The following is a 23,858-nucleotide window of genomic DNA, read 5'->3' as shown; positions in this document are numbered from 1 at the left end:
CCGCGGCGCTTCTGCATCGCGGTCCCTTCTTTTAATGCTTGCCGAAGAGCCGCTTCTCGCCGGTGCCGGAGAAAGATACTTGGGACAGCTTAATCTCAACAAGGTTCAGAAATTCTACGGCACATACGAGGTGCTGAAGAGCATAGAACTCCAGGTCAAGAACGGCGAATTCGTCGTCTTCGTCGGCCCCTCCGGCTGCGGCAAGTCCACGCTGCTTCGAATGATCGCGGGCCTCGACGAGACGACGGCCGGCGACATCGTCATCGACGGCAAGCGGGTCAACGACCTGCCGCCCGTCAAGCGCGGCATTGCCATGGTCTTCCAGTCCTATGCACTCTATCCGCATATGACGGTGTTCGAAAACATCGCCTTTCCGCTGCGCGTGGAGAAGATGCCCGAGGAGAAATTGAAGGCCAAGGTCGAGCAGGCGGCGCGCATCCTGCATCTCGATCAGCGGCTGCAGCAGAAACCGGGCATGCTCTCCGGCGGCCAGCGCCAGCGCGTCGCGATCGGCCGGGCGATCGTGCGCGAGCCGAAGATCTTCCTCTTCGACGAACCGCTCTCGAACCTCGACGCGGCGCTGCGCGCCGATATGCGCATCGAACTGGCCAAGCTGCACCGGCAACTGAAAGCAACGATGATCTACGTCACGCACGACCAGGTCGAGGCGATGACGATGGCGGACCGGATCGTCGTGCTGAATGCCGGTGAGATCGCCCAGACCGGCGCACCGCTCGAGCTCTACCACAAACCGGCCAACATCTTCGTCGCCGGCTTCATCGGCAATCCGAAGATGAATTTTCTGCCGGTGACCTGCACTGGTGCCAGCGAGGCTGGCGTCGAGATCGACTACAGGGGGCAGGCGGCGCTTGTTCCGGTTACGCCGCGTAGCGGCATGGCCGGCCGTACGCTGACGCTCGGCGTGCGCCCGGAACATATCCAGACCGGCTCGGGCGACCTGACGCTCACCGTCAATCCTTCGGTCATCGAGCGCCTCGGAGCACATACGGTTGCCTATGCCTCGCTCGGTGGCGAGGGCGAGAACTATTGCGCCATGCTGCCTGGAACCGCGGCCATCCGGCCGGAACAACAGGTAAAGACCGGCATCCGCGCTGCCGACTGCCACCTGTTCGACGAAAACGGCATCGCTTTCGAGCGCCGGGTGGAGATGACCGACATCGATCTTGCCCTGTTCGATCCGGCGGCCTGAGCGTGACCGTATCGATACGACTGCTCGGTCCAAACGATGTCGAAACCTTTGGCGCATTCGGCTCGAGGCGCTGCGCACGGAGCCTGATTCCTTCGCCAGCAGTGCCGAGGATTGGGAGAAGCTGCCGGAGGACGAATGGCGCCGGCGGGTGACGGACAATCCAGTTTTCGTTGCCTTCCATGCGGATGAGCCGGTGGGCATCATGGGCCTCTTGCGCCAGCGTGCCAGCAAGATGGTGCATCGCGCCACGGTCGTCATGGTCTATGTGCATCGAGGTTTGCGCGGCAGCGGTGTCGCACGGCTGCTTTTCAGCGCGGTGGCCGACTACGCGCGAAGTGAAGGCATCCGGCAGCTGGAGCTTTCCGTCAGCGCCGAGAACGCGGCGGCCATCGCCTTTTACCGCCGGGAGCGGTTCGAAGCGGTCGGCCGCATTCCCGGCGGCTGCATCCGCAACGGCCGGGAAGTGGACGACATCATCATGGTTCGACGCATCGTCGATTGAAGCAAAGAGTCGAGCTGCCTCAGAGCGTCGAGTTGAGCGCGCCGCCGTCGAGCAGCAGGTTCTGGCCGACGATATAGCCGGCATGCTGGCTGCAGAGGAAGGCCGCCGCGGCGCCGAACTCGCTCGGTGTGCCGACGCGTCCCGTCGGGTTCTGCGCATATTCCTCGGCGCGCGCCTCTTCGAGCGAAATCCCGCGTGCCTTGGCGGACTTTTCCAGCAGCTTTTCCAGGCGCTCGGTTTGATGCGATCCGGGCAGCAGATTGTTGATCACGACGCCGTGCCGCGCCACCTGACGGGCCGTGCCGGCAACGAAGCCGGTAAGCCCGGTGCGGGCGCCGTTGGAGAGGCAGAGTTCGGGGATCGGCGACTTCACCGATGCTGAGGTGATGTTGACGATCCGCCCCCATTTCCGCTCGATCATGCCGGGAATGACGGCCTTCATGAGCAGGATCGGCGCCAACATGTTGGATCTGATCGCCTCCAGCCAATTGTCCTCCGTCACGCTCGACCAGTCGCCGGGCGGTGGACCGCCGGCATTGGTGATCACGATATCGGGCCGCGGCTCCGCATGCAGGAGCGCGTTGCGGCCCTCCTCCGTCGTCACGTCGGCGGCGACAATCTCCACCTTGGCGCCATAGTCCCTGCTGATGGCGCGCGCCGTCTCCCTTAGCTGTTTCGGCTCGCGGGCATTGAGCGTCAGGATGACGCCCGCCTCGGCGAGCTTCTCGGCGACGCCTCGCCCCAGCCCCTTCGAACCGGCGCAAACCAGCGCCCGTTTGCCTTTGATACCCAAATCCATCTTATGCTCCGACAATGCTGTTTTAACTGACCCGTTACCTGGCCGAGGAAAATGGCGGCCTCATGCTCGCCGCGCGATATCAGCGACCGCTTCCGAGAGGCGGGCAATCTCCGGCCAGGTGTTGAGATAGCTTACCGAAGCCCTCGCGATCTGGTCGAGCCCTCGCGCGGCCATGTCGAGGGGCGTGTAGGGGACACCATTCGCGCCGATCGCAATCTGCCTTTCGCCCAAGGCTGCGCGAACCCCCGCCGCCGGAATGCCCTCGATGGTGAATGAGACGATACCGGAGTGTTCCGTTCCGAGATCGCGCAAGGTCACATTCGGGATGCTGCGCAGATTGTCACGCAACCCGCTCGCAAGGGTGTCGATCCTCTCTCGGATCGCCGAGATACCGAGCGTCCTTGCCTGGCGCGTGGCAGCGCCGAGCCCGAAAATCAGCGCCGGCGAAATCTCGCCCGCCTCGAAGCAGCGTGCGTCGTTGCGGATCTTGACGACCCCATCGACGATCGGCCCGGAAAGCACGTCCAGATAGCGCGGCGTCAGCCGTGGCAGGAATTCCTGCCGGACATAAAGGATCGCCGTGCCGCGCGGTCCCCGGAGAAATTTCCGGCCCGCTGCCTTCAACACGTCGCATCCAAGCGTGGCGACGTCGATCGGGATCTGGCCGAGGGCCTGGCCAGCATCGATAAAATAGGGGACGCCGGCCGCCCTGGTCACGCGTCCCACTGCTGCGGCGTCATTGATCAGCCCGCTATTCGCGGGCAGCCATGTGAGCGACACGAGACGGACGCGCTCATCGATCATCTGCGCGAGGGCCTCGGCGTCGACGCTACCGTCTTCGCGAACCGGAATGGTTTCGACAGACGCGCCGGCTCGCGCTGCGGCGTCCTGCATGGTGGCGAGATTGCCGCCCCATTCCTGGCGTCCCACCAGGATGCGGTCGCCCGCGGCAAGCGGCGGCAAGGCGGAGAAGGCTGCGCCCCAGGCGGTCGACCCGCTGGCTAGGAACGCAATTTCGCTCGGCCTGGCGCCGATCAGTGCCGCCGTGTCGGCGCGCACCTCGTCCAGAAGAGCCGTTGCATGATTTGCCGTCTCCATCGGACCGTCGTGCGCTTCCCTTCTCAGATAGTCCCACATCGCTGTCAGCGTCGATTGCGAGGGCAGCGAGGCTCCGGAGTGATTGAAATGCATGCCGGCGGCGCAGCCGGGCGTCTCGGCTCGCAGCCGATCGAGGTCGAACACATCGCTCACGCGGCGGTCTCCAGTTCCACCAGCGCGTCGACTTCGACGGTGGCGCCGGCCGGCAGAGCGGCCACACCCACGGCGGCGCGCGCGTGCCGGCCTGCGTCGCCGAAAACCTCGACGAAGAGATCGGACGCGCCATTGGCGACCTGCGATTGCTCCGCAAAGTCGGGTGCCGACGCGATGAAGACGCCGAGCCGAACGATGCGCCGGATGGCCGCCAGCGAACCGTCGGTGGCAGCGGCAATCTGCGACAAGACGCCGATCGCTGCGCATTCGGCGGCGAGACGGCCCTCCTCGACGGAAACCCCGGCTCCGACGATCCCCATGAGGACGGCGTCGTTCCTGACGCTGATCTGGCCCGAGATGACGAGGAGGTTGCCGGTTCGCACCGTCGATACATAGTTCGCCGCCGGCGCGGAAGCCTCCGGCAATCGATGCCCGAGAGCGGAAAGTCTGGATGCGATGGTTTCTGGCATGGCGGTCTCCCCTTGGAACTGTCGGGAGGATGCATTGCCGGGCCGATTGCTTCCAATTCAAACTGCGCTATGGTGCGATCGATCTCACTAATGCCTTGGCCCGAAGGGACTGAATGCGCGCGTCCACCACCATGCCACCGCTGCAAGCCTTGCGTGCATTCGAGGCGGTGGGCCGTTTGCTGAGTTTCCGTCGCGCCGGTGAAGAGCTGCTGATCACCCAGAGCGCGGTCAGCCATCACATCAAGCAGCTCGAGGACATGCTCGGCGTGCGGCTGTTCGTCCGCAAGGCCAAGAGCATCGCATTGACACCCGAAGGGGCGAGCTATCTGGAACGAACGGTTGAAGCATTCCGGATCATCGCCGATGCGACGTCCGAGATCCGCCGGCAGACTGAACGGCAACGGGTGCGCGTCAGCGTTTTGCCTTCCTTCGGTGCCAACTGGCTGGTGTCGCGCCTCGCCAACTTTATGCTGCTGTATCCGGAGATAGAGGTCGAACTCGAGCCGACACTGCGTCTCGCAGACTTCGCGTCGGATGAGGTCGATCTGGCGATCCGCTTCGGTACCGGCCGATGGGAGGGTGTGAGGTCCGAGTGGTTGATGAATGAAGAACTGAGCCCGGTCGTCAGCCCGGCATTGTTTGGTGACGGTTCGCGTTTCGCCGGGCCGGCGGACTTGTTACTTCATACCTTGCTCGAGTCCTGGAACCCGGTCGGCTGGACGCTTTGGCTCGGCGAAATTAACGTCGATATTCGCCGCGCTCGTGTGCTGCAACTCACGGACTATAATATCGTGCTTCAGGCTGCCCTGAACGGACAAGGCGTTGCGATCGGACGGATGCACATGGTCCGCGATCATCTCGCCGCCGGAAGGCTGTTGCAGCCCTTCCCCCAGATTGTCCGGTCCGAGAAGATCGCCTATTGGCTCGTCATGCCGCAAAACCGCCGGCTCAGCGCCGGGGCCGAGGCCTTTGCCTCGTGGCTGAAGGAAGAGGCGGCATCGCCGGATTTGTCAGCAAGATGAAACGCGCCGTATGCGCCCTGCCATCAAGCCGCGCCGCGTTCCGGTGCGTGGGGATCGCTGGCGATCGGCCAGATGTCACGCCGCGCGCGGCGATAGGGTGTTTTCGCCGGATCGTTGGGGTAGGGCGTTCCGGCGGAACAATAAAGGATCTGCGAGGCGATCTTCGAGAACGAGGCGTAGAAATGGTTCGTGGACTTGATCACCAGGATCTTCTTGGCGATCGGATCGATACCCATGATCGAAAACAGGCTGGGATCGAAGCTCTGCGCCCGTGTCGAATTGAGAATGATGTCGATGCCGCGATAGTGGATATGCGTCGCATCGCCGAAGGGCGCGAAGCTCTCGCCGAAGCGCATTTCGGCATTGCGCACCAGCCGGACAACCCGGACGACGCCATCGATCGGACTGCCCGTGCCGGGGGCAGACTTCGCGCCAAAGCGCAACGGAATCTCCGCACCTTCGCCAGCCGCCATGCAGATCTGCACGGCCATCGGATCCCAGATCGTGCCGATCGCCGCATCGGTGACGTCTTTGGCGAGCAGTTCCCCGAGCACCAAGGTCGCGTCGCCGGCCGTGCCGCCGCCGGGATTGTCCCACATGTCGGCGATCACCACCGGGCCTGAGGGCGCGGCGATCGCCGCGGCGACAGCTTGTCGTTCGTCGATCTCCGGCATGCGGAAAGTACCGCGCTTGGTGAAGAGTTCGAGGCCGAGTTCGCGGGCAAGCGACTGGCCCTTCTCCGGGTGGCCGTCGGTCACAACGACCATCTTCGTGCCCATTTCCGGGACGTCGCCGGCCATGAAGCCATGCACAACGGATAGAGACAGGACGTCCGGATCCTCCCGCTCGATCCGCATGAGCTTGTCGACGAAGCTGCGCATCGGCTCGCGCGATGTCGGAAAGACGTCGATCATCCGGCAGTCGAACACCGACATGACCGGTCGGACGCGCCCTTCGAGCGTATCGACGGCGATGCGCCAGAGGTCTTCGGCACGATCGACGAAATCCGTATGCGGAAATTCCTTGAAGAAGACGAAGAAATCGGCCGCGGCGACACGCTTCTCGGTGAGATGGCTATGCGGATCGAGCTCGACGCAGACGAGCACGTCCGGGCCGACGATCTTGCGTACGCGCGTCAGGAGATCGCCCTCGGTATCCTCGTAGCCGTCGGCGACCATCGCTCCGTGCAGCCCGAGCACGACGGCGTCGACGGGGAGCGCCGCACGCAATTGCTCGAGGATCTCGTCGCGCAGCGTTTCATAGGTCTGCCGATTGACGAGGCCGGCCGGGTCCGCCCAGGCCGCCGTTCCCTCGATCAGCTGCCAGCCCTTCTCCGCCACGACGCGGCGGCCCACGGTGATCGGCGCGGTACAGAGCGTCGGCGTTTCCGGGTGTTTTCCGGGAGGGGCATAGAGCGACGCTTCGAATGCGCGGCTGTCGATGCAGATCGGGGAGAAAGTGTTCGTTTCGGTCGCCAGGGCCGCCGTGAAGATCCGCAATGCCGTTGCCTTCCTTACCCTCAGTTCGAACCCATCGGATTCGGCAGATAGCCGGTGAAGCCGCAGATCTTCCATCGGCCTTCATGCAGGCGACAATAATAAACCGTCTGCCATTTCAAGACATCGTAGCTTCCATCGGCCTTCCTGATGCCGCCATCGAACTTCTTGCGGGCCAGCGCCCGGTCGCCGTTGATCTCGATGTCCTCGAGCGTCGTGGTGGTGAAAATGGCGGTGCGTGCATCCTCTGCGAAGGCCTGCCCGGCAAAGTCCCGGGCCTGGCGCAGCCACTCGTCGCGATAGTCTGCAAGAGACGGGAAGCTCAGCCGCCAAGCATCAGGGCTCGTTTCCCGCTTTCCATCGACGCCGATGAAGCCGTCTTCGACAAAATCAACGGCCACCAGCGACCAGTCGGCAGAAAGGAAAGCGTCGATGTCCCGTGTCACCAGCATCTCCCAGATCGAATGCCGGGCGGTGTCGCTGGTAGGAAACGGATTCTGGAAGGGATCCCGCATGCATTTCGTCCTGGATTGAAATTCTTTTCATGAATAACGTTTTTCTCTGGCCAAATTCCGCCTTCTGTGGTGACTTGTCAACGCAACACGAAAATAATTTGCACGAAGGGTCCTGATGTCCATCAAACGCTATGGCGCCGAACAGGTCGGGGCAGGCGGAAAATCGCTGCCATTCGCGCGCGCCGTGGAGGCGGACGGCTGGCTCCATGTCTCCGGGCAGGTCGCCATGGAAGATGGGGAAGTCGTCGACGGCAATATCGTTGCGCAGACCCATAGGGCGATCGGCAATCTGCTGGCCATTTTGAAAGAGGCCGACTACGGTATCGAACACGTGGTGAGAGTCGGCGTCTGGCTGGACGACCCGCGCGATTTCTGGAGCTTCAACAAGATCTATCAGGAGTATTTCGGAGCTCATCCGCCGGCACGTGCCTGCGTGCAGTCTTCGATGATGGTCGATTGCAAGGTCGAGATCGACTGCGTCGCCTACAAGCCTAAGGACGCCCAATATGTCGCGGGATGAGGAAAAGTGCGTGCAATATTTCGCCCGTATCCCGCGCCTCGAGAAGATATAGGGAGGGGCGGTCCGGATGGATATTTTCGCAACCTTGCAGCATGAAAAGGAGCGGCTGTCGCAATCGGAGAGCCGCATCGCCGAGATTCTGCTGAATGACTTTGAATTTGCCGTCAACGCATCGATCATCGAGCTTGCCGGCAAGGCCGATGTGTCGCCACCGACGGTGACGCGCTTCTGCCGCCGGCTGGGTTGCGACAGCTTTTCCGATTTCAAGGTGCAACTGGCCCGCACCGCCTATGTCGGCATGCGCTATCTGAAGCCGGAGCCGAAAAGCCAGGAGCCGGGCGACGTCGCGCAGGACATCATCACCAAGGCGCAGAACGCGCTGTTCCTGCTGCATCGTTCGCTCGATCTTGCAGCGATCGAGCAGGCCGCCGACCGGCTGGCCGGCGCCGAGATGATCTATGCCTTCGGCTCGGGCGGCAATTCCTCGATGATCGCCGGCGAATTGCAGAACCGGCTGTTCCGTCTCGGCCTGCGCATCACCGCGAGCTCAGACCACAGCATGCAATTGATGCTGGCGGCCGCGGCCAGGCAGAGCGACGTGGTCATCGGCTCGTCCTTTTCGGGGCGCAATGCCGAACTGGTGCGCGCCTTCACGCTCGCCCGCGACGCCAAGGTGCCGACCATCGCCCTTACTCAGACCGGCAGTCCGGTTGCGCGGGCAGCCGACATCAGCGTTCCGGTTGACCTGCCGGAAGGCAACAACATCTACCGCCCGACGTCCACACGCATCGCCTATGTGGCGCTGGTCGACATCCTTGCCAGCCTAGTGGCCTATCGCGTCCAGCCGCAGGCCACCGCGACGCTCCGGCGCATCAAGCAGCAACTGGTGGCACACAGGGATGGCGATGATCGCCAGCTTCTCGGAGACTGATGTGGCACAGGAACATCCCATGCCGAAATCCGTAGCGATTGTCACGGGCGCAGCCGGCGACATCGGCCGTGCCATCGCCCGTCGCCTGGGGGACGTCCACGACCTCGTTCTCCTCGCCGACATCGACGGCGATGCTGCAGGCAAGGTCGCGCGTGATCTCGGTGGGGAAGAGCATTTCGCAGCGGTCGCCTGCGACGTCACGGATGCGGCGAGCGTGACGGCGATGGCGGCGACGGCGGCGTCACGCGGAGTCGTGCATACGCTCGTCAACAATGCCGGTGCGGCGCGGGCCGTCAGCCTGCACGAGACGACGCAGGACATCTGGCGGATGGACAATGCCCTCAATCTCGAATCGGCCTTTCTCTGCTTCCGGGCGGTCGAGGAGATGCTCAAGGAAAGCAAGGGGTCCGTCGTCAATATCGCCTCGGTGAACGGTATCAGCGTCTTCGGCCATCCGGCCTACAGCGCAGCCAAGGCCGGCCTTCTGCATCTGACGCGGCTGATCGCCGTCGAATACGGCAAGTTCGGCATCCGCGCGAATGCGGTGGCGCCGGGTACCGTGCGTACCCGGGCCTGGGAGGCGCGCGCCGCCGCCAATCCTCAAGTCTTCGAGGAGGCCAAGCGCTGGTATCCGCTTCAGCGCATCGTCAATCCAGAAGACGTCGCCAATGCCGTCCACTTCCTGGCTGGCCCCCAGGCGAGCGCCATTTCGGGCGTCTGCCTGCCGGTCGATTGCGGCCTCACCGCCGGCCAGGTGGAACTCGCCCGCACCTTTTCGCAGTCCAGCCATTATTGACCAATCCCATTGGAGGATGCTCATGCAGCCGGTCTCTTATCGCCTCGAATCTGCCTGGCAGCCGGATGGCGGCCCTAACGGACGCTTCACCTTCAGCCTCTTCAACTTGTCCGGCAGGCCGCTCGGCGGCTTCCGTCTCGTCTATACGTCGCTCACCCGCGTCATCGATCCGGCTGGCTGCGAGAACGCCGTCTTCCTACGCCGCAACGCCAATTTCCACGAGTTCGCTCCACCCGAGGGGCTGACGCTTCAGCCCGGCGAAAGCTGGACCTTCCTGGTCAGCGGGCTGCACAGGCAGGCCAAGCATTGCACCGACGGGGCGAAGTCGGCCTATCTGACGCTGTCCGACGATCGCATGTCCCGGTGGAAGTTTCGGATCTTCGGCTCGAAGGTGCGACAAGCGAACCGCCGCCGCTGCGCCTGCCCGAAGGTCGGCTCGACCTGCCGTTCGCGCTGCAGCCCTGGCCGGCTGAGGTGGACGCGGTGCCCGGAGAAGGATTCCCGGTCGTCCTCTATCCGGCGGCGGGAAGCAGCGCAGAGGACATCGAGGCTGTTTCCAACGTGCTGGCGTTGTTTCATCGGCTGTTTCCCGCCGGCCACGCTCCCTTCAGCCTGGCGGCCTCCGGCCAGGGATTACCGATCGTCTTCGAGGAGAAGGGCGAACTCGGTGGCGAGGCCTACAGGCTCGCCTTCTCCGGCCGCGATATCCGGCTTGAATACGGTGCCGTGTCAGGACGGCAATATGGGCTGACGACGCTCGTCCAGCTTCTCGACGGTGCCCGCAATCATCCAGGAAAATTCCGCTTTCCAGCGACGGGCACGATATCCGATCGGCCCCGTTATGGCTGGCGCGGCTGCCATCTCGACGTGTCGCGGCAATTCTATCCGACCGCCGACGTGCTGCGGCTGATCGACATTCTTGCCTGGTTCAAGCTCAACATTTTCCATTGGCATCTGACCGATGACGAGGCCTGGCGGCTGGAGATCAAAGCCTACCCGACGCTGACGACGCTCGGCGTCCTGCGCGGGCCAGACGAGCCGTTGCTGCCGCAGCTCGGCAACGGCGCCGAACCTTCGGGCAGCTTCTACAGCCAGGATGAGGTCAAGGTCATCGTTGCGCATGCAACGGTGCTCAATGTCGAGGTCATTCCCGAGATCGACATTCCCGGCCACAGCACCGCGGCGCTCGTCGCGCTTCCCGAGCTCGCCGATGGCCAGGAGGCGCCGGAGAGCTATCATTCGGTACAGGGCTATCCCAACAACGCGCTCAATCCGGCCGTTCCGCTCACCTACGAATTCCTCGAAAAAGTGTTCGACGAAATGGTCGAGCTGTTCCCGAGCCGATATATCCACATCGGCGGCGACGAGGTGGCAAACGGCTCCTGGCTGGCCTCGCCCCTGGCGCGCAAGCTGATGGAAGAGGAGGGCATCTCCGGCACCTTCGCGCTGCAATCCTATTTCCTGAAAAAGGTGAAGCGGATGCTGACGGCGCGTGGCCGCAAGCTCGTCGGCTGGAACGAAGTTGCCCACGGCGGCGGCGTCGGAACCGAGGACACGCTGCTGATGGCCTGGGAGAACCCGAACGTCGGCATCGAGTTGGCGCACGAGGGCTACGAGGTCGTGATGACGCCCGGCCAGGCCTACTACCTCGACATGGCCCAGGCGGAAGCCTGGCAGGAACCCGGCGCAAGCTGGGCCGGTACGGCAACGCCGGCACACACCTATGCCTATGAGGCGGAAGGCGAGTTTCCGGAAGAGTTGAAGAGCCGGATGAAGGGTGTCCAGGCCTGCATCTGGTCGGAGCATTTCCTGTCGCGCGGCTATTTCAATCGCCTTGTCTTCCCGCGTTTGCCCGCGATCGCCGAAGCAGCCTGGACGCCGAAGGCTGAGAAGGACTGGCTGCGCTTTGCCGCGATTGCTCCCTTGAGCCCAACGCTGTGAGTTGACGAACCATGCGGATTGCCGTCGGGGGAATTCATACGGAATGCAGCACCTATTCGCCGGTCCTGATGTTGGTCGAGGACTTTCGGGTGTTGAGGGGTGAGGCGCTGCTGGAGGCGGATTATTTCAGCTTCCTCGATGCGGATGGTGTGGAGCACATTCCGCTGCTCCATGCCCGCGCCGTCCCCGGCGGTCCGGTTTCGCAGCCGGCCTATGAGGCATTCAAGACGGAATTCCTCGAAGGGCTGAAGGCGACCCTCCCGGTCGACGGGCTGTATCTCGCCATGCATGGCGCGATCAAGGTCGACCGCATGGACGATGCGGAGGGCGACTGGATTTCCGCCGCCCGTTCCGTCGTCGGTCCCGACTGCCCGATTGCGGTCAGCTACGACCTGCACGGCAATGTCAGCGAGCGGATCATCGACCAGATCGATATCTTCGCCGCCTACCGCACGGCGCCGCATATCGATACGCGCGAAACCATGGTGCGGGCCTGGTCGATGCTGGTGGAGGCGCTGCGGAGCGGCACGCGGCCGGGCGTCGCCTGGGCGACCGTGCCCGTGCTGCTGCCCGGGGAGCGGACCTCGACGGAAGATGAGCCCGCCCGGAGCTTGTATGGGCGCCTACCGGATTTCGATACGCGGCCCGGCATTCTCGATGCCAATCTGATGGTGGGTTATGTCTGGGCGGACGAGGCGCGGACCACCGCCTGCGCGGTCATCACCGGATCGGACAAGGCGGCGGCATCGAAGGCGGCAGAAGAAATCGCCGCAAGCTACTGGAATACGCGGGAAAACTTTCGTTTCGGGCCGGTGACCGGTGCGCTTGATGCTATGCTTGAAATTGCCGAACGGGCGACGACGAAACCGATCATATTGGCAGACTCGGGCGATAACCCGACCGGCGGTGGCGTCGGCGACCGGGCCGATGTCCTGAAAGCACTTCTGGGGCGGGGTTGGCAGGATGCACTTATCGCCGGAATTGCCGATCGGCCAGCGGTGGAAGCCTGCTTCGCGGCCGGCGAAGGCGGGACGCTTAGGCTGCGGATCGGCGGCAGTCTTGATCCCTCAAGCCCCGCCGTCGAAGAAGCGGCCAAGGTTGTCAGGCTTGACGATCCCGGTCCCCTTGCAGAACGCCAGGCGGTGGTTCAACTGGGCGGCATCACGGTCGTGCTGTCGGCGCGACGGCGTCCTTACCACAACCTCGAGGATTTCCGCCGCATTGGGCTTGACCCGAGCGCCGTGCGCCTGCTGGTCGTCAAATCCGGTTACCTGTCGCCGGAACTCGCACCGATCGCCAACCCCAACCTGATGGCGCTCACCGATGGTGTCGTCAATCAGGACATAGAGCATCTGGCAAGCGAGCGCCGCCGGAGGCCGATCTTTCCTTTCGATCGTGATTTCGATTTCACGCCGAAGTCGCGTCTCTCCGCCCGCTGGAGCTGACGCGGCAAGCCGCACGACCCCGCCCGAGGCCTCAGGCGGAAAAATTTGACTTCGCCCCTCCCGCGGAATTGCCCCACCATGTCTTCGTCGCTGCTGATCGCCATGCGAAACCCGGTCATTCGGGCAAGCATGCTTGCCATATTCCTCTTCGGCTTTGCCGGCGCCGCGACCTCGCCCTATCAGTCGGTGGTCGGAATTACCGAGCTTGGCCTGAGCGACGCGTTCTACTCGGCCCTGATCTTCGTGGCCGCCCTCGTCAATGTTGTCGTCAGCGTCACCGTCGGGATCGTCGCAGATCGGGTCGGCAACTATCGCAGCCTGATGCTGGCGGTCATCCTCTTCGGCGCCGTCGGCTACGGAATGGTGTATGTCTGGCCGACCAAACCGAGTTTCGTGCTTGCCACGCTGCTGCTCCTGCCGATCTACGGCGCCCTCAACTCACTGCTCTTTGCCAATGTGCGCACGGCGGCCAACCACATGGGCGGCAGGGATGCCGCCGCGGTCAATTCCGCGGTGAGGGCCGCCATCTCGCTCTCCTGGGTCCTGGTTCCCGGGCTAGTCGGCTTCGTGCTGTCGGCGCGCGGAAGCATGCTACCGGCCTATCTGCTGGCGAGCCTCGGCTGCATTGGCAATCTCATCCTCGTCGCTTTCCTTCTGCCGCATAGGGCCGGCGTCGATCCGGCCTTGGGGAAGCGGCTTTCCTATCTCGCTTCGCTGGCCGAGATCCTCTCGCCGCGGGTGCTCGGGCGGCTCATTGCGATCGCGCTGATCTCCTCGACCCTGCATGTCAACGCCGCCGTCCTTCCCTTGATCGTCACCGGGGCGGCCGGCGGCACGGCCACCGATATCGGCATCGTCGTCGGCGTCGTGGCTCTGCTGGAAGTGATCTTCATTCTCGTCTGGGGGCGCATCCAGTACCGCCTCAGCCATGTCGATGCTCTGGCGCTCGGCACGGCGGTCTACCTGGTCTATATGGCACTGCTCGGATTTTCCGATCGGCCTTGGCATATCTATGCCCTGACGCTCGTCAGCGGTTTCGGTGCGGCGGCGCTGATCAGCATCCCGATCACCTATCTCCAGGACCTGATCGCCGATCGGCCCGGGCTTGGAAGCTCGCTGATCGCGGTGAACATCTTTCTGGGCGGCGCGCTCAGCGCTGCGCTCTTTGCGATCGGCACACGCTTCAGCGATTATTCCGGGACTGCCCTGCTCGGCGCAGCGGCCGGCCTTGCCGGGCTCGTGCTGCTCCTGATGCTCGACGGCAAGCGCGTCCGGGTCTCCGCATCGTAACGGGAACCCCTTCCGGTGCAGCGGGAGGCCGCGGGGCAGCCTCCCATTTTTTCATCAGTTGCCGAGAATGCCCGGCAGCCGCAGGCCCTTGTCCTTGGCGCATTCGAGCGCGACGTCGTAGCCGGCATCGGCGTGGCGCATGACGCCGGTCGCCGGGTCGTTCCAAAGCACCCGCTCGACGCGGCGGGCGGCATCTTCCGAACCGTCGCAGCAGATGACGACGCCCGAATGCTGGGAGAAGCCCATGCCCACGCCGCCGCCATGATGCAGCGAGACCCAGGTGGCACCAGATGCGGTGTTGAGCAGGGCGTTCAAGAGCGGCCAGTCGGAGACGGCATCGGAGCCGTCCTTCATCGCTTCGGTCTCGCGGTTCGGCGAGGCGACGGAGCCGGAGTCGAGATGATCGCGGCCGATGACGACGGGAGCGCTGAGCTCCCCGGTTCTGACCATCTCGTTGAAGGCGAGGCCGAGGCGGTGGCGATCACCGAGGCCCACCCAGCAGATGCGCGCCGGCAGGCCCTGGAAGGCGATGCGCTCGGCGGCCATGTCCAGCCAGTTGTGCAGATGCTTGTTGTCAGGGAGCAGTTCCTTCACCTTGGCGTCGGTCTTGCGAATATCCTCCGGATCGCCGGACAGCGCCGCCCAGCGGAACGGCCCAATGCCGCGGCAGAACAGCGGCCGGATATAGGCCGGCACGAAGCCCGGGAAGGCGAAGGCGTTTTCGAGGCCCTCTTCCTTGGCCACCTGGCGGATGTTGTTGCCGTAGTCGAAGGTCGGGATGCCCATGTCCTGAAAGGCGATCATTGCTTCGACATGCTCGCGCATCGAGGCGCGCGCGGCCTTTTCGACGGATTTCGGCTCGCTTTCTCGCTTTTGCTTCCACTCGGCCATGGTCCAGCCCTTCGGCAGGTAGCCGTTGATCGGGTCATGTGCCGAGGTCTGGTCCGTCACCATGTCCGGGCGGATGCCGCGCCGGACCATTTCAGGCAGGATCTCGGCCGTGTTGCCGAGCAGGCCGACGGATTTCGCCTCGCCCGCGGCCGTCCAGCGGCCGATCATCTCCATCGCTTCGTCAAGCGTTTCGGCCTTCGCGTCGACATAGCGGGTGCGCAGGCGGAAATCGATGGAATCCGGATTGCATTCGACGGCGAGGCAGCAGGCGCCGGCCATGACGGCCGCGAGCGGCTGGGCGCCGCCCATGCCGCCGAGGCCGCCGGTCAGTACCCATTTGCCCGTGAGGTCGCCGTTGTAGTGCTGGCGACCGGCTTCGACGAAGGTTTCGTAGGTGCCCTGCACGATACCCTGGCTGCCGATATAGATCCACGAGCCGGCGGTCATCTGGCCATACATGGCAAGACCCTTCTTATCCAGCTCGTTGAAATGATCCCAGGTCGCCCAATGCGGCACGAGGTTGGAATTGGCGATCAGCACGCGCGGGGCGTCCCTATGGGTGCGGAAGACACCAACCGGCTTGCCCGACTGGACGAGCAAGGTCTCGTCCTCGTTGAGACCCTTCAGCGTGGCGACGATCCTATCGAAGTCGGCCCAGGTGCGGGCCGCCCGGCCGATGCCGCCATAGACGACGAGCTCGTGCGGGTTCTCGGCGACCTCCGGGTCGAGGTTGTTCATCAGCATCCGGAGCGGGGCTTCCGTCAGCCAGCTCTTGGCGCTGATCTCTGTTCCGCGCGGGCTGCGCACTTCGCGGATGTTATGGCGCGGATTGGTCGTGTTCATGCCTCACTCCCTGTCGATTTGAGGTCTCCGCGGATGCTGGAGGCTTTGCTGAGGTGTCAGCCTAGCATTCCGCCATAAGACATTGTGATTGTTCAACTCTGCAAGTTTTGGCCGAGCTTGCGGAGGTCGAGTGCGATTGTTTCGATATCTTGCAGCATCCGCCGGAGATGGCCGCGAAGGCGCTCGGCCTTGCCGGCGTCCAGGGCGAACGGCGTCGCCTCCGTTGCCAAATGGGTCGATTGCGCCAGTTCCATCTGGATCGCGTGAACGCCGGCCTCCGGCTTTCCATAGTGCCTGGTCGTCCAGCCGCCTTTGAAGCGGCCATTCAGGACATGGGTGTAACTCTCTGCTTTTGCCGCGATTTCCACTGCAGCTCTTTCGATTGCCGGAGCGCAGGTCCTTCCCGTATCGGTGCCGATGTTGAGGTCCGGCAGCTTGCCCTCGAAGAGGAACGGTATTTGCGAGCGGATCGAGTGACAGTCATAGAGGACCGCCACGCCATGGATCGCCTTGACGCGGGCGATCTCGTCGGCAAGCGCGGCGTGGTAGGGAGCGTGAAAATCGCGCAACCTTTCGGCGATGTCGGCATCCGTCGGGCCTTCGCCCTTCTTCCAGATCGGCAGGCCGTCGAAATCGGTTTCCGGCACAAGCCCGGTCGTATTCTGGCCCGGATAGAGGCTGACGCCGGCCGGGTCGCGATTGGCATCGATGACATAGCGATGGAAGGTGGCGCGCACGGTTGTTGCTTCCGGCAGCAGCCCTTCATAGAGTTCGTGGATGTGCCAATCCGTATCGGCGAGGATGCGGCCGTTGTCGTTCAACCGCTGCCAGATCGGCGGCGGTACATCCGTGCCCGTGTGGGGAAAGCCGAGGATCACCGGCGAGGTGCCTTGCCGGACTTCGAAGACGGCCATTTCAAACCTCCAGTCGCGGCAGGATGCCGTCGGATACGGCGGCCGCCAGCCGGCCGGAGGCGACGAGGTCGCCTGCAGCCTTGAGGTCGTCGGCCATATAGCGGTCTTCCTCGACCGTCGGGGAAACGGCGCGCACCGTAGCGGCCGCCTTCTCAAGTTCCGGGCTGGTCGCAAGCGGCGCCCGGAATTCAATGCCCTGAACGGCGGCCAAGGCTTCGATGCCGATGATCGAGAACAGGTTGTCGGTCATCTGAAGAAGGCGGCGAGCGCCGTGGCAGGCCATCGACACATGGTCTTCCTGGTTGGCCGAGGTCGGTGTCGAGTCGACGGAGGCCGGATGGGAGAGCTGCTTGTTTTCCGACATCAGCGCGGCCGACGTGACTTCGGCGATCATCAACCCCGAATTGAGGCCCGGCTTCTTGGCAAGGAAGGCCGGCAGGCCGTAGCTCAAGGCCGGGTCGACGAGGAGGGCGATGCGGCGCTGGGAAATGGCGCCGATCTCGCAGATCGCCAGCGCGATCTGGTCGGCGGCGAAGGCCACCGGCTCGGCATGGAAGTTGCCGCCGGAGACGACGGAATTGTCGGAGAGCACGAGCGGATTGTCGGTGACGGCATTGGCCTCGATGGTGAGCGTCGCGGCCACCTCGCGCAAGAGATCGAGGCAGGCGCCGTCGACCTGCGGCTGGCAGCGGATGCAATAGGGATCCTGGACGCGTTCGTCGCCCTCGAGGTGGCTCTGGCGGATCACCGATCCGTCGAGCAGCCGCCGAAGCGCTGCCGCCGTGTCGATCTGGCCGCGATGGCCGCGCAGCGTATGGATATCGGGGTGGAACGGGGCGGACGAGCCCATGGCCGCATCGGTCGACAGCGCGCCGGTGATGAGCGCCGTCTGGGCCGCGCGATGGGCGCGGAACAGGCCGGCGAGCGCCAGTGCCGTCGAAACCTGGGTGCCGTTGATCAGCGCCAGGCCTTCCTTGGCGGCGAGCGTCACCGGGGAAAGCCCGACCGCCCTCAGGGCAGCATCACCCTTCATGCGTTCGCCGGCGACGAAGGCCTCGCCATGCCCCATCATCACGGCGGCCATATGGGCGAGCGGTGCAAGGTCGCCAGAGGCGCCGACCGAGCCCTTCTCAGGGATCAGCGGAATGACGCCCTTTTCGAGCATCCCTTCGATTAGCCGAACGAGTTCGAGACGGACGCCGGAAGCGCCGCGCCCGAGCGAGACGAGCTTCAACGCCATGATCAGGCGGACGATGTTATCGGCCAAGGGCTGGCCGACCCCGCAGCAATGCGAGAGGATCAGATTGCGCTGCAGGGTAGCGACATCGGCGCTGTCGATCTTGATCGAAGCGAGTTTGCCGAAGCCGGTGTTGATGCCGTAGACGGGCGCATTGCCCGCAACGATCTCGGCGATGCGCGCTGCGGCCTTCTCGATGCCGGCATCGAAGGCGCGGTCGAGGCGGGCCGGCTCGCCGGTCCAGTAGATTGTTTCCAGGTCCTTGAGCGGAACCGAACCGGGCGTCAGAAGAATGGTCATCGGGCAATCCTTTCACCCTTGAAAACCCGCTCGGAGAGGGGGTTGAAGCCGATGCGGTAGATCAGTTCCGCCGGCGCTTCGATGTTCCAGACGGCAAGGTCGGCGGATTTCCCCGCTTCGAGCGTGCCGGTTTCTTGGAGGATGCCGAGGGCCCGGGCCGCCTCGCGCGTGACGCCGGCGAGGCATTCGTCGAGTGTCAGGCGGAAGAGCGTCGCCGACATGTTCATCGTCAGCAGCAGGGAGGTCAGTGGCGACGTGCCCGGGTTGCAATCGGTGGCGATGGCGATGCGTGTCTGCGCCGCGCGCAGTGCCTCGACCGGCGGCAACTGTGTTTCGCGGAGTGTATAGAACGCGCCCGGCAGCAGGACGGCGACAGTCCCGGCCTTTGCCATGGCGGCAGCGCCATCGGCATCAAGATATTCGAGATGATCGGCCGAAAGCGCCCCATAGGAGGCGGCAAGCTTGGCGCCGCCGAGATTGGAAAGCTGTTCGGCATGAAGCTTCACCGGCAGGCCAAGGGCTCTGGCTCCGTCGAAGACCCGCGCCATCTCTGCGGGGGAGAAGGCAATGCCCTCGCAGAACCCATCGACGGCATCGACAAGCCCTTCGGCATGCGCCCGGGACAAACCGGGAAGGACGACGTCGGCGATATAGTGGGCATTCCGCCCCTTGTATTCCGGCGGCGTGGCGTGGGCGGCGAGATAGCTGGTGAGGATGCGAACCGGGCGCAGGCGCTCCAACTGACGGGCGGCGCGAAGCATCTTCAACTCGGCGTCGATGTTGAGCCCGTAGCCCGATTTGACCTCGACCGTGGAGACGCCTTCCAAGAGCAGTGCGTCGAGCCGCGGAAGGGCGGCAGCCACCAGTTCCTCGACCGAAAGCGCATTGGTTGCCTGCACGGTCGAGACGATGCCGCCGCCGGCGCGGGCAATCTCTTCGTAAGTGGCGCCTTCGAGCCGTAGCTGAAATTCGCGGGCACGATTGCCGCCATGGACGAGATGGGTGTGGCAGTCGATCAGCGCCGGGGTCATCCAGCGGCCTTCGCAATCGATCACCTGGTCGGCCGAGGAAAGGTCGGAGGGCAGGTCGCCTGCGGCGCCGGCATAGACAATCCGGCCGCCGCGGACGGCAACGGCGCCTTTCTCGATAACGCCGAGCGGGCCCAGATCCTCTCGAAGCGTCGCAAGGCGCACGTTGCGCCAGAGACTGCTGCCTTCCATGTCAGCGTTTCGGTTCATCAGTTCTCCGCCCTTCTGTTGCGATAATGTATATACATAATAAAGTGAACGGCAAGGAAAAAATCTCGGCCCAGTGCAAAGAGGTAACGCGACCTGCGGACGGGGCGAGCGGCCACGACGAAAAAGCCCCGGACCATTGATCCGGGGCTTGCGGCGGGAACGACCAGTTTTCGGTAATCAGGCAGGATGGTGCGACTTGGCGCAATGCTGTTCGACGAGCGTAACGAATCGCTGACCGGCAATCGCAAGCCGGCCGCTGTTGTCGATGACGATCACATCCGGACCTGCGACCACGTCGGGGACCTGCCGTTTCAGCCGGCGCAGCACGTCCTCCTCGTTTTCGCGCCCACGTTGGGCGAGGCGCTTCGCCAAGACCGGCGCGTCGGCGGTGACGAGGGCGACGGCAACCTTGCCGAAAGCGGCGCGAATGGCGGGAAGGGCGGCGCGGCTGCCATTGACGATCGCCGTCATGCCGCTCTCGATCTTGTCGGCGATGTCACGCGGAATGCCATAGCTCAAGCCGTGCGCCTGCCAGGAAACCGCGAAGTCGCCGCTTTCCTGCATTTCCTCGAACTCCGCGGCGGATACGCTTTCGTGCACTTCACTGCCCGCATCAGATGGACGGGTGATGACCCGCCGGACGAAGAGAATATCCGGCCGTTGCGCGAAGTGGTGGGCAGCCACACCCATGACGCTATCCTTGCCAGCGCCGCTCGGGCCGACTACGACGATGAGCGTTCCGCTTTGCCTTTCCTTGGCCATCATGCGACACGCCGTCCTTCGCGCCAGACGGAGCGAACAACCGGAATGCCCTCTGGTCGATGGACCCGAACGATATCAGCGCGCAGCCCGACAGCGATCCGGCCGCGGTCGCTAAGACCGACGGTGCGTGCCGGTGTCGCAGTCACCAGAGCGATCGCGCTCGGCAGGTCGATGCTTTCGACTTCGTCTGCGAGGATAAACGGTGCATGGATCAGGCTGAAGGGCACGTAATCCGAGGAAAGCACGTCGAGCACGCCGCGTTCCGCGAGTTCGCGGGCGGCGATGTTTCCGGAATGCGACTTGCCGCGCACGACGTTGGGCGCGCCCATCAGGACGCTCAGGCCCGCCCGATGGGAGGCTTCCGCCGCTTCGAAACTCGTCGGAAACTCGGCAAGCCGGACGCCATAGCCGATCGACTCCTCGACATGCGAAAGCGTCGCGTCGTCGTGGCTGGCAATGGTGATGCCACGCTCGGCGCAGGCCTGGGCAAGCGCCGTGCGGTGCGGCGCGGCAAAGCGGGCCGACAGGGCCTGCTGGCGCTCGACAAAGGCGGCGAAGGCTTCGTCCGTGAGGCCGCGCTTGGTTTTGTAGTAAAGCGTGTATTGCTCCATCGTCTGGAACTGGCGCTGGCCGGGCGCGTGGTCCATCAGCGAGACGAGGCGCACCTGCGGGTCGTCGCGAAAATCCTCGTAGTGCTCGAGCACGTCGTTCGTCGAGACCTCGCAGCGCAGGTGGATGAGGTGGTCGGCGCGCAGCCGGCCCTCGTCCTTCGCCTGCGCCAAAGCGTCGGCCATGCTGCGCATTTCACCCTTCGGGAAGCCGCTCTCCTCGTCCGAGCCGAGGCGCAAACAGTCGAAGACGGTGGTGATGCCGGAGGTGACGACCTGCGCATCGTGCGCCTGAATGGCGGCGATCTTCAGCCAGCGCACACCGGGACGCGGCGAGTAATGCGACTCCAGGTGGTCGGTGTGGAGCTCGATCAGGCCGGGCAGCAGGTAGTCGCCTTCGAAATCCTCGCCAACCTGGCTCGGTCCTTTCGAGATGTCGGCAATCCTGCCGTCGCGGATCTGCACCGAACCGTCGATGATGTCATCTTCGAGAACGATGCGGGCGTTGGAAAGAACCTGTTCGCTGCTCATGTCATGCAATCTTTCGTGCGGATGCGCTGCCGAGCGGCAGCAGGGAATGAACGGTGAAGGGGGCGCCGCGCTGCGGCTCGATAAAAAGCGCGACGGTCGAGATGTTCAGCGGCCGGCCGATGAATGGTTCGAAGGCGGCCTCGAGCGTTTCGCGCATGACGCTGCGCATCTCGTCCGGCACGGGGCCGGTGAGCGTCAGATGAAACTGGAACTCCTCGAAGACATAAGGGTAGCCCCATGCCACTAGGTTATCCCGCTGACGCTGCGTCAATTTGTCAGGATTGCGGCGGGCGATGTCAGCTTCCGAAAGCGGAGCCCGGAACGGTTCGAAGCGGCGAACCGCCTGCTCCGCCAGATTTTGCAGGGAGGCGGACGGTGCGTTCGGCACAAGCGCGAAGAACGGGCCGATCTGGTCGAGCGTGATCTCCGGTATCTCGAAGGCTTCGATCTCGGCCGCGAATTCGTCGAAGGCGGCGATCAAGTCGGCCTCGCTTCGCCCGGCTTCAAGTTCGAAGGGCGCTTTCAGCGTTCCATGGAAGCCGTAGCGGCGCGGTTCGGCCGTCAAAGCCATCTGCTGTTGACGTTCGAGCGCCGACGTTTCCGTCCAGGCCAATGCACCGCTGGTGAAGGCATCGCGGCCGAGCCACCGGGACGCGGTCAGCAACAGCCGGTCATCGGCCGGCGGCGCGAAGTAGATTGCATAGCGCACGAGTCTTCACTTTCCTTATCGACGCCTCGCCCGGAAGACGAATCGACTATTGGCGGGGTGCAATGGGCAGCTATCCGATTTGCGTGACAACATCATGATCGCATCACGCAAATCGGATCAATGCGCCTTGCCACCCATCAGCCGCGAGCGGCACGCGTTGGAGATGCTGTCGAAAACGAAGACAACCATCAAGATCAAAAGCACCATATAGGCAACATTTTCCCAATCCGAATTGGTTCGCATCGCCTCCCAGAGTTTGAGCCCGATGCCACCGGCGCCGACGGCACCGATGATGGTCGCCGAGCGGGTATTCGATTCCCAGAAATAGAGCGCCTGGCTGGCAAAGACCGGGAGCACCTGAGGCAGCACGCCGAAGCGCTGCACGGCGATCGGCGCGGCGCCGACGGATTTGACGCCTTCGCGCTGCTTGTCGTCAATGTTTTCCAGTGCTTCCGAGTAGAGTTTGCCGAGCGTACCGGTGTCGGTAAAGAAGATCGCCGAGATGCCGGCGAGCGGCCCGGGGCCGAAGGCGCGGGTGAAGAACAACGCCCAGATGAACATGTCGACCGACCGCAGGAAGTCGAAGAAGCGCTTGACCAACTGGTTCGTCACGCGGCTCGGCGTGATGTTGCGGGCGGCAAGGAAGCAGAGCGGGAAGGCGATAAAGGAGGCGAAGAGCGTCCCGACAAAGGCCATGACGACTGTTTGCAGCATCTTGGTCCAGACGTCGAGATGCTGCCATTCGGCGTTATAGAGGATGTTGTCCCAGGCGAGCGACAGATTCGAACGCGTCGGTTCGATCCGATCTCCCGACAGGATCAGGGATGCCACTTCGCCATAGGACTTGCCGAAATAGGGCGAGTTCGTATCGAAGAGGAAGTTGGCCCAGCCGAAGAAGCGGTTGCGGATCGAGACCTCGTCACCTTCGATTTCGGCCCAGCCGGTGAAGCCGAAGGAAAGCGTGACCTTTTCGCCCGGCCGCTTCTGCGTCGCCCAGCGCGGCAATGGCGTCTGGGCCGTCACCCTGTCCGCTCCGTCGACTTTCATCGTAAGGCTTTCACCGGCATGGGTCGCCGTGACGAGCTTGTTGGCGATCTCGATGCGCGTCGCGCGATCGTAGGTCACGACCGCGCGCGTGACGACCTGTTCCGTGCGCGTCGTGGTGGCGGCCTGCTCGGTGGTACCGCCAGCGCCGAGCGCCGCATTCGGCGCCATGAAATTGAATGAGGAGCTCGCCTTTGGTTTTTGTGCCGGAGTGGTGGCAGAGCGAGCCTCGACGGTGCGCGTTACCTCTTGCTTGTCGAGCATAACCCATTGCGGGTTCGGATTTTTGCCGAGCGGCGAATTGCGCTGGTACGAAACGGCCATTGTCCCGTCGGGCGCGATCGCGATTTCGGGCCGGACTTCATAGGAGACCCAGTCGGCGAGATAGGTTCCGGCAATACCCCAATTGGCATTGGCAAGCACGTGGCCGATCGAGAAGAACCACCAACTGAAAACGAGATAGAAAACTACGCCCCCGCCGATCAGCATTTGCTTCAGCCCCTTCTTCGAGGAGGACTGCAAGAGATGGGCGTGGCGGGCGGCGATCGCTTCCATTTCCAGCACGCTGGGCTTGGTCGAGGCAGTCATGGCGC

Annotated in this window: 20 protein-coding genes and 2 pseudogenes; 9 read left to right on the top strand and 13 right to left on the bottom strand. The window is 63.8% G+C overall.

Going from position 1 to position 23,858, the window contains the following annotated elements:
* Positions 1–79: 79 nt before the first annotated feature.
* The gene (locus N181_RS01565) at positions 80–1,210 is read left to right on the top strand and encodes an ABC transporter ATP-binding protein (protein WP_037430495.1); all 1,131 of its coding nucleotides are present in this window, start codon (positions 80–82) and stop codon (positions 1,208–1,210) included.
* A 2-nt stretch (positions 1,211–1,212) separates the two neighbouring features.
* A pseudogene (locus N181_RS01560) lies at positions 1,213–1,712 on the top strand (N-acetyltransferase family protein).
* Positions 1,713–1,731: 19 nt separating this feature from the next.
* Here N181_RS01560 and N181_RS01555 read toward each other — a convergent pair.
* From N181_RS01555 to N181_RS01545, 3 genes are read right to left on the bottom strand one after another with little or no spacing between them, the layout of a single operon-like run.
* Complete coding sequence (locus N181_RS01555) at positions 1,732–2,511, bottom strand: SDR family oxidoreductase (RefSeq protein ID WP_037430477.1); 780 nt, start codon at positions 2,509–2,511, stop codon at positions 1,732–1,734.
* A gap of 60 nt (positions 2,512–2,571) precedes the next feature.
* On the bottom strand, positions 2,572–3,762 hold the full coding sequence (locus tag N181_RS01550) for an aminotransferase class V-fold PLP-dependent enzyme (RefSeq protein ID WP_037430479.1): 1,191 nt from the start codon (positions 3,760–3,762) through the stop codon (positions 2,572–2,574).
* Complete coding sequence (locus tag N181_RS01545; protein ID WP_037430480.1) at positions 3,759–4,232, bottom strand: RidA family protein; 474 nt, start codon at positions 4,230–4,232, stop codon at positions 3,759–3,761. The genes N181_RS01550 and N181_RS01545 overlap by 4 nt, the downstream gene beginning before the upstream one ends.
* Before the next feature lie 113 nt (positions 4,233–4,345).
* Here N181_RS01545 and gcvA point away from each other — a divergent pair, with 113 nt between their 5' ends.
* On the top strand, positions 4,346–5,254 hold the full coding sequence (gcvA, locus tag N181_RS01540) for a transcriptional regulator GcvA (protein ID WP_060563208.1): 909 nt from the start codon (positions 4,346–4,348) through the stop codon (positions 5,252–5,254).
* Positions 5,255–5,277: 23 nt separating this feature from the next.
* On the opposite strand, the gene N181_RS01535 is transcribed toward gcvA, so the two are convergent.
* Both N181_RS01535 and N181_RS01530 read right to left on the bottom strand, forming a co-directional pair.
* Entirely contained in the window at positions 5,278–6,753 is a 1,476-nt protein-coding gene (locus N181_RS01535) for a M81 family metallopeptidase (RefSeq protein ID WP_037391653.1), read from the bottom strand.
* Between the two features lie 20 nt (positions 6,754–6,773).
* Positions 6,774–7,265, bottom strand: coding sequence for a hypothetical protein (locus tag N181_RS01530; RefSeq protein WP_037391655.1), 492 nt, complete (start codon positions 7,263–7,265; stop codon positions 6,774–6,776).
* Positions 7,266–7,380: 115 nt separating this feature from the next.
* Here N181_RS01530 and N181_RS01525 point away from each other — a divergent pair, with 115 nt between their 5' ends.
* From N181_RS01525 to N181_RS01500, 6 genes and pseudogenes are all read left to right on the top strand, one after another.
* Positions 7,381–7,785 carry a RidA family protein gene (locus N181_RS01525; RefSeq protein ID WP_037430484.1) on the top strand — a complete coding sequence of 135 codons (405 nt, stop codon included), beginning with the start codon at positions 7,381–7,383 and terminating at the stop codon, positions 7,783–7,785.
* Between the two features lie 67 nt (positions 7,786–7,852).
* The gene (locus N181_RS01520; RefSeq protein WP_037430485.1) at positions 7,853–8,716 is read left to right on the top strand and encodes a MurR/RpiR family transcriptional regulator; all 864 of its coding nucleotides are present in this window, start codon (positions 7,853–7,855) and stop codon (positions 8,714–8,716) included.
* 19 nt (positions 8,717–8,735) lie between these two features.
* Complete coding sequence (locus N181_RS01515) at positions 8,736–9,512, top strand: SDR family oxidoreductase (RefSeq protein ID WP_037430496.1); 777 nt, start codon at positions 8,736–8,738, stop codon at positions 9,510–9,512.
* A 22-nt stretch (positions 9,513–9,534) separates the two neighbouring features.
* Positions 9,535–11,453: pseudogene (locus N181_RS01510) on the top strand (beta-N-acetylhexosaminidase).
* 11 nt (positions 11,454–11,464) lie between these two features.
* On the top strand, positions 11,465–12,898 hold the full coding sequence (locus N181_RS01505) for a M81 family metallopeptidase (RefSeq protein WP_037430491.1): 1,434 nt from the start codon (positions 11,465–11,467) through the stop codon (positions 12,896–12,898).
* A 78-nt stretch (positions 12,899–12,976) separates the two neighbouring features.
* Positions 12,977–14,188, top strand: a complete 1,212-nt coding sequence (locus N181_RS01500; protein ID WP_037430493.1) for an MFS transporter — start codon at positions 12,977–12,979, stop codon at positions 14,186–14,188.
* A gap of 54 nt (positions 14,189–14,242) precedes the next feature.
* Here N181_RS01500 and hutU read toward each other — a convergent pair whose 3' ends face one another.
* The 8 genes from hutU to phnE form a co-directional block, all read right to left on the bottom strand.
* A complete protein-coding gene (gene hutU / locus N181_RS01495) occupies positions 14,243–15,922 on the bottom strand; it encodes a urocanate hydratase (protein ID WP_060563207.1) in 1,680 nt (559 codons plus the stop codon).
* Positions 15,923–16,014: 92 nt separating this feature from the next.
* The gene (gene hutG, locus N181_RS01490; RefSeq protein ID WP_037430505.1) at positions 16,015–16,836 is read right to left on the bottom strand and encodes an N-formylglutamate deformylase; all 822 of its coding nucleotides are present in this window, start codon (positions 16,834–16,836) and stop codon (positions 16,015–16,017) included.
* Between the two features lies 1 nt (position 16,837).
* Entirely contained in the window at positions 16,838–18,373 is a 1,536-nt protein-coding gene (hutH, locus tag N181_RS01485; protein WP_060563206.1) for a histidine ammonia-lyase, read from the bottom strand.
* Positions 18,370–19,611 (bottom strand): imidazolonepropionase, encoded by a 1,242-nt coding sequence (gene hutI, locus N181_RS01480; protein WP_037430512.1) that lies wholly within the window; start codon positions 19,609–19,611, stop codon positions 18,370–18,372. The genes hutH and hutI overlap by 4 nt, the downstream gene beginning before the upstream one ends.
* Before the next feature lie 177 nt (positions 19,612–19,788).
* Positions 19,789–20,376, bottom strand: coding sequence for a phosphonate metabolism protein/1,5-bisphosphokinase (PRPP-forming) PhnN (gene phnN / locus N181_RS01475; protein ID WP_037430514.1), 588 nt, complete (start codon positions 20,374–20,376; stop codon positions 19,789–19,791).
* The gene (locus N181_RS01470; protein ID WP_037391675.1) at positions 20,373–21,512 is read right to left on the bottom strand and encodes an alpha-D-ribose 1-methylphosphonate 5-triphosphate diphosphatase; all 1,140 of its coding nucleotides are present in this window, start codon (positions 21,510–21,512) and stop codon (positions 20,373–20,375) included. The genes phnN and N181_RS01470 overlap by 4 nt, the downstream gene beginning before the upstream one ends.
* A gap of 1 nt (position 21,513) precedes the next feature.
* Positions 21,514–22,221 carry a DUF1045 domain-containing protein gene (locus N181_RS01465; RefSeq protein ID WP_037430516.1) on the bottom strand — a complete coding sequence of 236 codons (708 nt, stop codon included), beginning with the start codon at positions 22,219–22,221 and terminating at the stop codon, positions 21,514–21,516.
* 117 nt (positions 22,222–22,338) lie between these two features.
* Entirely contained in the window at positions 22,339–23,853 is a 1,515-nt protein-coding gene (gene phnE, locus N181_RS01460; protein ID WP_037430518.1) for a phosphonate ABC transporter, permease protein PhnE, read from the bottom strand.
* Positions 23,854–23,858: the final 5 nt, after the last annotated feature.

Origin of the sequence: Sinorhizobium fredii USDA 205 (genome assembly GCF_001461695.1) — a bacterium.
GTDB classification, from domain to species: Bacteria; Pseudomonadota; Alphaproteobacteria; order Rhizobiales; family Rhizobiaceae; genus Sinorhizobium; species Sinorhizobium fredii.
The sequence above is the reverse complement of the archived record's forward strand: the minus strand, read 5'-3'. Positions and strand labels throughout refer to the sequence as shown.